The following is a 7,246-nucleotide window of genomic DNA, read 5'->3' as shown; positions in this document are numbered from 1 at the left end:
CCCGCACCCGCAGCCACCGCAACCGCAGTGAGCCTGTTCGTGGTCGGCGCACAGCGACGCTTATCATCTATCAGGCGCCCACCGTCCCCCCGCCGAGCTACTGCTCGGCGGGGCGAAGGTGGCACCGGGCGCGGCCCCCGAGGGCCAAGATGAACCCACAGAGGGAACGGTCCAGTTGAGAAGGTGGACCTGGGGAGAGGTGGAAAGAGCTATCTCAAGCTTGCCCAGAAGGGCGCCGACGGCCCACCCACTATGTCAGCGGTAGACCCCTGGCACGCCCCGGCTGGCCGGGGGCGTCGGGGACGGCGTCTGGTTCGCTGGTGACGACGTGTTCGGAGGTGCGGCCCTCGTACCGGGAACTGGTGAGCTGCTGTTCATGCAGCTCCGAGAGTGGGACCTGATGTCCGAGCAACGGCAGAATGCCGGTACGGATCGCACTAAGCAGGCAAGGCGAGCCGGGATCAAGCGGCGTGTGAATATCCGGTAGTTCGGTGAGCCGGGCAACCGGGGGTGGTGGCCGAGTTGGAAGCTGGTGGCGCAATGTCAGAGAATCCTCAGGTTGCGAACTCGCCCGAGGCCATTGATGTGGAGCAGGTGCTGAAGCGCAACTACATCATCTTTACCAAGCTTCTCGGCGTACGCGTCGCCGTCATCGCGGCACTGGTTGCGACGCCGATGGGGCTGCACAAATTGGGGGTCCCGGACTCCTTCTTCTTGGCTCTTCCCTTCGTCGCAGCGATGGGCGTCTTCATTTTGACGGTTTACCGAGTCAGGTGCGGAGTGCGGCTCGTCCAGTGCGCCAGAGTACTGCGCCACTACCCTCTCGAATTCCGCACGCGCGTGGACAAGAAGAGCGAGAGCTGGACCGAGTACGGCAACGTGTTCACGATCCGCGTCTCGACTCGCGGTCAGCACGGGGCGCCGCTGATGTGGGCCATCAACGCGGCAGGGCGCCGCCGCTGGCCGGAGGGTACCGAGAACGGCGCGTGGGTCGCGGGTGATCTGCCCTTCGGAGGCGTGATGGTCGTGCCAGGCAGCAACGCGATGCTGTTCATGAATCCCGCGGATTGGGCGAAGTTGGCCCCCAAGCGAGAGCAGGCCGACGCCGAACGTATCGCGATGGCGAGGCAGGCAAGGCTCGCGGAGAGGAACTGGAAGAAGCCGATGATGTGGCGGGGCGGGTAGCCGCCGCATCACAACGGCGTCGGGCGCCCCAGGAAATCTGCCCACTGCCCCGAGACCGAAGCCGAAAGTCACCTGGGCGAGGACGAATAAACAGCGTGCCCAAAGCACCGCCCCCGATGCACGGCCCCGGGAGAGACTCCGCCGCCGCGAGCAACACGAGTTGTGGCAGTTCCGGCTGGGTCGCTACGCGGCCGGTCCGCTGTCGTACGCCTCGGTCATTTCGCGCGACCGCTTCACGTCGTCAGCGATGCCTTCCATCAGCGCCTCGATCGAGTCGAACTTCTCCTGTCCCCGCAGATAGGCCAGGAAGTCCACCGCTACGTGGAGCCCGTACAGGTCCAGTCCCACCCGGTCGATGGCATACGCCTCGACGGTCCGGTCGGTGCCGTCGAACTGCGGGTTCGTTCCCACCGAGATCGCCGCAGGCATCGACTCGCCCTCGACCTCGAGCCACCCGGCGTAGACGCCGTCCGCCGGGATCGCGGTGTGCGGCAGGGTCTCCACGTTGGCGGTCGGATAACCGAGTTCCCGGCCGCGCTGCGCGCCCCGTACGACCACGCCCTCGACGCGGTGCGGGCGTCCGAGGATCTCCATCGCGCCGGCCACATCCCCCTCCGCGATCAGGCGGCGTGCCAGGGTCGAGGAGAACGGCTCGCCGCCGCCCGCCTCGCCCCGCACGTACAGATCGACGACCTCGACCTCGTAGTCGTACGTCGCCCCCAGCTCGGCCAGGAAGTCGACGTCCCCCGCCGCCTTGTGCCCGAAGCGGAAGTTGGGGCCCTCGACGACCACCTTCGCGTGCAACTTGTCGACCAGCACCTTCACCACGAAGTCGGCCGGGGACAGCTTCGAGAACTCGGCGGTGAAGGGCAGGATCAGCAGCGCGTCCACGCCCAGCTCCGCCATCAGCTCCGCGCGCCGGTGGTGCGGGGCGAGCAGCGGCGGGTGGCTGCCGGGGCGGACCACCTCGCTGGGGTGCGGGTCGAAGGTGACGATGACCGATGGGATGCCCAGTTCACGCGCGCGTGCCACCGCGCGGCCGATGATCAGCTGGTGCCCACGGTGCACCCCGTCGTACGAGCCGATGGTGACGACGCTGCGTCCCCAGCCCTCGGGGATGTCCTCCAAGCCACGCCAGCGCTGCACTGTGACCGCTCCTCGCCCGAACCCGTGTACGTGATCCCTATGACCTATCCGATTGCGCCTCTAAGACTGCCATGCCGGGTGCTTGCCGTTCGCATCGGTATCAGGCCTCGGGCGGTGCAGGAGGCGCTCTCCTGCCGCGACAGAGGGCGCGCCCCGTACCTCTGGCGTGCCCTCTGCCGCGCCCATCGCACCCGCCGGGTCCGCCACGGCGGCCCCCACGCCCACCCTGCCCGTCAGCGTCTCCACCATGCGCCGGGTGCTCGGACCCACCACAGCGGCCCACTCCCCCGGCGCCGAGTCCAGCCACATCCGCACCTGGCGCGCGAAGCCCGGATGCCGGCGCGCCAGCTCCACCAGGCGCCGGTCGAAGCACGCGGCCCCCTCCAGCGTGCGGACCAGCAGCAGACCGGTCCGGTGAACCAGCTCGCGGGTGTACGCCTCCGGCCGCCGGTCGGCGCCCTCCGCCAGCGCCACCAGCAGGGCATCGAGTACGGACAGGTCGGTACTGCGCCGCTGACACCTCTCATGCTCCAGCAGCACCTCCAGCAACTCCTGTCGCAGGCGCCGCGAGGCCCTGCTCCCCGGAGCGGCCAGGGCGGGTGCCAGGACCCGCCGCACCTGCGGCGGCTGGTCCTGCACCAGTCCGGTGACCAGCGGGAAGAGCACGGACCTGGCAGCGGTCCCGTGCTCCAGCCGCCGTTCCACGAACGCCGCCGCGTGCCGGGCCCCTTCCGGACGGCGGTCCACGTAGTCGCGTACGAGCGCGGCCGCGCGCCGTGCCAGGTAGGGCGTCGTCGCTTCCGCGAGCGTCCCCAGCACTTCGGCCGCCCCCTCCCCCGGCTCGTACAGCCGGGCCTGGAAGGCGTCGAGCACTGGCTCCGGATGAGTGCTGAGCGCGTCGGCGAGGGCGCTCGGCGGCAGATGCGGGTCGTCGGCGGCGAAGCGGGCGAGAGCCTGCGACAGATACCTCGAGCGGTTCACCGGGTCGCGGATGAGCAGGGCCAGGGCGGCACCCTGGAGGGAACGGTCGGTGGGATGGTCGAGGAGGGCCAGAGCGGCGTAGCGCAGCAGTTCCCGGTCGGCGTCGGTCCGCACATGCGGTGCGGTCAGCAGAGCGTGCGCCGCGGCGGCGGCACGGCGCTCGGCCCGCTCGTCGTGCGCCCAGCGGTCCACGGCCCGGCACAGGGCGGACGGCTCGTCCTCCGCGAGGGCGGCGAGCAGCTCGTCGGCACCGGGGTGAGCTGCCCCCGCCAGCGCGTCGGTGAGATCGTCCACGGCGAGTTGCCGGTGCGTATGGAGCAGCGCCTGAGCCGCGGCCGCGACGGTGGGGCGGATGCCGGCGGTGTCGTTCCCGTGGTGAGTCTGGAGCGGCCTGTCGTCCTCGAACCACCGGCACAGCAGCGGCTGTACGGTCACCGGGTCGGCGCGCAGCAGGTCGGCGGCAGTGTCCAGGAACCGTGTCGGGCGGGACGTCCTCGGTACTCCGACGGCCCACGGCCCGTCGGCCGGAAGCAGCTGCCGCAGGAGGTCGAGCCGGTCGGCGGCATCGAGTGGCAGATGCGTCCAGAACCACGGTCCGAAGCGGTCGAGCCCCGACCGTACGAAGCCTCCGGCCTGAACGGAGCGATACGTGATCCGTTCGGCGAGCAACCGCAGTACGGCTAGATAGGGACGCGCGTCCGACACCCGTAGCAGAGCCTCGGAGAGCAGGTGGGCGGCCCACCAGGCGCCGTCGTCCCCGCCGGAGTCGATCCGCGCGGCCCGCTCCCCGGTCGTCTCTGGTGCCTGCGTCTCTGGCGCCTGCTCTGGCTGCCCGGAACTGGCAGCAGGGCCAGGACCGGGAGCAGGGCCAGTGGCCGGAGAAGGCTCGGGACGGGGCACAGGAGCGGAAACGAGCCCTGAGACGGGAGCCGAGGGGCGGTCAGGACCAGGGCCGGTGACGGAAGCGGGAACAGGCGCGGCCGGTGATACGTCCGGGCCCGCGTCGCCGGACGGGTTCGGCGCTCCCCACCCCCGGTACGCCTCGCCGTCCGCACCGCTCCAGCGATACGCCCCGGCCCCTTCGCGCGACTGCCGTGGCGAGGGAACCGCGTCCAGCGCGGAGGAATCCGGCGGAGCGTCCCCGAGGCCCGGAGCACTCGGTGACACGAAGGAGCCGGACCGCCCCGACATCTCCGCTCCGGAGACGGCTCGGTGGCCCTCAGGCTCGAGCTGGAGCGCATCCCGGCACTGCGGGTCGTCGGAATCCCCGGTCCCGTCCCCGGTCCCGGTTCCGGCCCCGGCCCGGGAGCCGAGAGTGCGGCGCGGCTCCAGAGGTCCCTGGAACGTGGAGCCGTGAGTCGCGGAACCGGTACCGGTCTCTTCCAGGCCCGATGTCCTGGGCCCAGGAATTCGGGCCAAGTCACCGGGCTCAGCAGGAATCCCGGTAGGACCCGGCGACCGCGTCGCAGCGAAAGTGTCCACCGCCCAGGCCAAGTCCATGAGCCGACAAGCCAGTTCACCCTGCCCCGACTGGCGTTCCAGAAGGAGCAGGGCCTGGAGTACGGGGCCGATCCGGTGGCGCGGTACGGGCAACGGCGGGGGCGCGGACGATTCCGCCGGAGCCCCGTCCGCTCCCGCCGGGGTGCCCGGCCCGGACGGTCCCGGCAGCCCGTCATACGACCCCGGCACCGGACCGCACGTCTCCGACAGTGCCGGACCATACGTCTCCGACAGTGTCGGACCATACGTCTCCGACAGTGAGGAACACTGGCCGCTCGCCCCTTCGAGCAAGCGCATCAGCGCTCCGGCCGGCGCCTCGGACTCGATCTCCGACCCGATCTCCGACCCGATCTCCGACCCGGCCTCAGCCTCGTCCTCAGTCTCGGCCCCGACCTCGGCGGCCTCGTACCGGCAATGCACCAGCGCGTACAGGGCGGCGTCCAGATCCACATGCATTCCCTGGAGCCAGTCTGCGAGCTCCTCGTGGGCGAAGCGGTAACCGGCCCCCGCCGGTACCAGCAGCCCCTCCGTGAGCACCGCCGTCGCCCACCCCGTCCGCCACGGAAACACCTCTTCGAAGGCCTCCCGGTCCAACTCCCCCTGTCCCGGCCCCAGGCAGAGCCGCGCGGCCTCGTGCACCTGCCCCGCGACCCGAGCGGCGAGACGGCGTACGGCATTCCCGCGCAGCGGCGGCCGGTAACCGCCTGCCAGTCGTTCCGCGATGCGCAGGCACATGAGGTCCAGATACGCGGCGAAGATCTCCGCCCGCGTCGGGCGACACTCCACCGGCCCTTCCGGAAGCGAGGCCGGAGGTGAGGCCGGAGGTGAGGCCGGAGGTGAGGCCGGAGGTGAGGCCGGAGGTGAGGCCGGAAGCGAGGCGGCCCGCACCTCGGCGAGCAGTCGCAGTGCCAGCGGGTGCACCGCATCCCGCGCCGCCAACAAACCGTCCGGGATGCCGTATCGGGCCTGGGCGCGCACCGCCTGCTCCGGCTCCAGCGCACCGAGCCGTACGCAGTCGGGCAGCCCGCCCGGAGCGGGATCCCGTCTGCGCGGCCGGTGGAGCGTCCCGGCCGGGAACAGCGCCCCGCCGCGCTCCCAGTGCTCCGGCCGGCAGGCCACGACGAGCCGCGCTCCGACCCGGCTCAGCCAGTCCGCCGTCCCCGCGGTCCACTCGGGAAGCCGGTGCGCCGACGCCGGCGGCATCTCCTCCGGGCTGTCGAGGAGGACGAGCAGCGGCCGTCCCTCACCCCGGGCGAGGCGAGCGATTCGATCGGCGGTGACGGCCTCCTCGTCCGGCGCCACCATCGAGCCGGCAACTTCCGCCGAAGCGGCGACGATCCGGGCCGCTTGTCGCAGCGCACGCCCCACCGCGTCGGCGACGCTGCTGTCGCCGGGACGCAGGTCGGCCCCGCGCAGCCATACGGTCGGGGCAGGCTCCGAGCCCCGCGCACGCTGTGCCGCGAGCGCCCCCAGTTCGGTCGTGCGCCCCGCTCCCGGATCTCCCACCAGACCCAGCACGCACGCGTGGCCGGGGTCCACCGCTCCCAGGAAGGTGCGGAACTCCTCGGCGAGCTCCGGGCGTTCGACCGGCTCCCTCCAGCCCTCGGCGTCACCGGCCGGGCCCGGGTTCGCTCCGGCCAGGGCCTGGCCTGCGGAGGTGGCGGTCAGTTGCAGCGCGCCGGCCAGGTTGAGGTCACGGCCGTACGCGGGCACGGTCGCGGCGTTACGGGCCAGGAGCTCGGCGAGCGGACCGCCCGGACTCCCTGCGGCCGTGGCGCGCAGCGCGACGGCGAAACCCGCCGCCCGGCGTCCCGCGTTCAGCGCGGTGCCCAGGACGGCGAGGACCGCTCCGGTCGCGGCGTCCAGCACCGGGCCGCCCGTGGCTCTGGCGCCGGGCCGGAAGTCCTCGCCGCCGACCGCGTCGGTCGTCAACTCCAGGACCCCGCCCAGCAGATGGAAGCGGTCGTCGGCGGCGTATGTCACCACGTCCGCGGTCCCGGCGATGCGCGCATCGAGCCAGCCGCGATCATGGAGCCGCACCTCCGTCCCCGGAACCGCCGCGCCCGCCGCGGCCACCGCCAACGGCGGTACGTCCAGGCCCTCGGTGCGTACCAGCGCCAGATCGTCCTCCGGCAGGGCCGTGATCGCGTCGGCATCGACAAGGCAGATCCGCCCGCCGGGCGCGTGCAGGACGACGCACGGCAGCCCGTCCACGGCTTCGTGGCTGGTGAGCAAGGTGCCCTGGTCGTCGGCCAGGAAGCCGGTGCCCCGCTGCCGTCCGGCCTGGTCGCAGATGCGGACCAGTGCCGCGTCCGCGTCCGCAATCCGTACCTCCATGCGCCGAACCTCCCCGCCATGGCCCGGAATGCGCCGGCCCGGTTCTCGACGGTAGGCAGGCAATGATCACGAAAGGAAGATCGCAGGCCGAACGCGC

3 protein-coding genes are annotated in these 7,246 nt (G+C 71.9%); 1 reads left to right on the top strand and 2 read right to left on the bottom strand.

Annotated features, from left to right (window positions below; translation table 11 throughout):
* Positions 1-540: 540 nt before the first annotated feature.
* Positions 541-1,185: a hypothetical protein gene (locus tag ABZW18_RS28755; RefSeq protein WP_356192938.1), complete on the top strand. Its 645-nt coding sequence runs from the start codon at positions 541-543 to the stop codon at positions 1,183-1,185.
* 183 nt (positions 1,186-1,368) lie between these two features.
* Here the strand turns inward: ABZW18_RS28755 and ABZW18_RS28750 are convergent, their stop codons facing one another.
* A complete protein-coding gene (locus ABZW18_RS28750; protein WP_356192936.1) occupies positions 1,369-2,331 on the bottom strand; it encodes a bifunctional riboflavin kinase/FAD synthetase in 963 nt (320 codons plus the stop codon).
* A gap of 60 nt (positions 2,332-2,391) precedes the next feature.
* Positions 2,392-7,149 carry a hypothetical protein gene (locus ABZW18_RS28745; RefSeq protein ID WP_356192934.1) on the bottom strand — a complete coding sequence of 1,586 codons (4,758 nt, stop codon included), beginning with the start codon at positions 7,147-7,149 and terminating at the stop codon, positions 2,392-2,394.
* Between the last annotated feature and the right edge of the window lie 97 nt (positions 7,150-7,246).

The organism is Streptomyces sp. NPDC004647 (genome assembly GCF_040609575.1).
Lineage (GTDB): Bacteria > Actinomycetota > Actinomycetes > Streptomycetales > Streptomycetaceae > Streptomyces.
Note: the sequence above shows the minus strand (reverse complement) of the source record. Positions and strands in the feature narration are given on the sequence as shown.

Bases quoted from the DNA above. Each gene is read 5' to 3' on its own strand.
- ABZW18_RS28755 (WP_356192938.1), top strand. From the start codon at position 541: ATGTCAGAGAATCCTCAGGTTGCGAACTCGCCCGAGGCCATTGATGTG.
- ABZW18_RS28745 (WP_356192934.1), bottom strand. From the start codon at position 7,149: ATGGAGGTACGGATTGCGGACGCGGACGCGGCACTGGTCCGCATCTGC.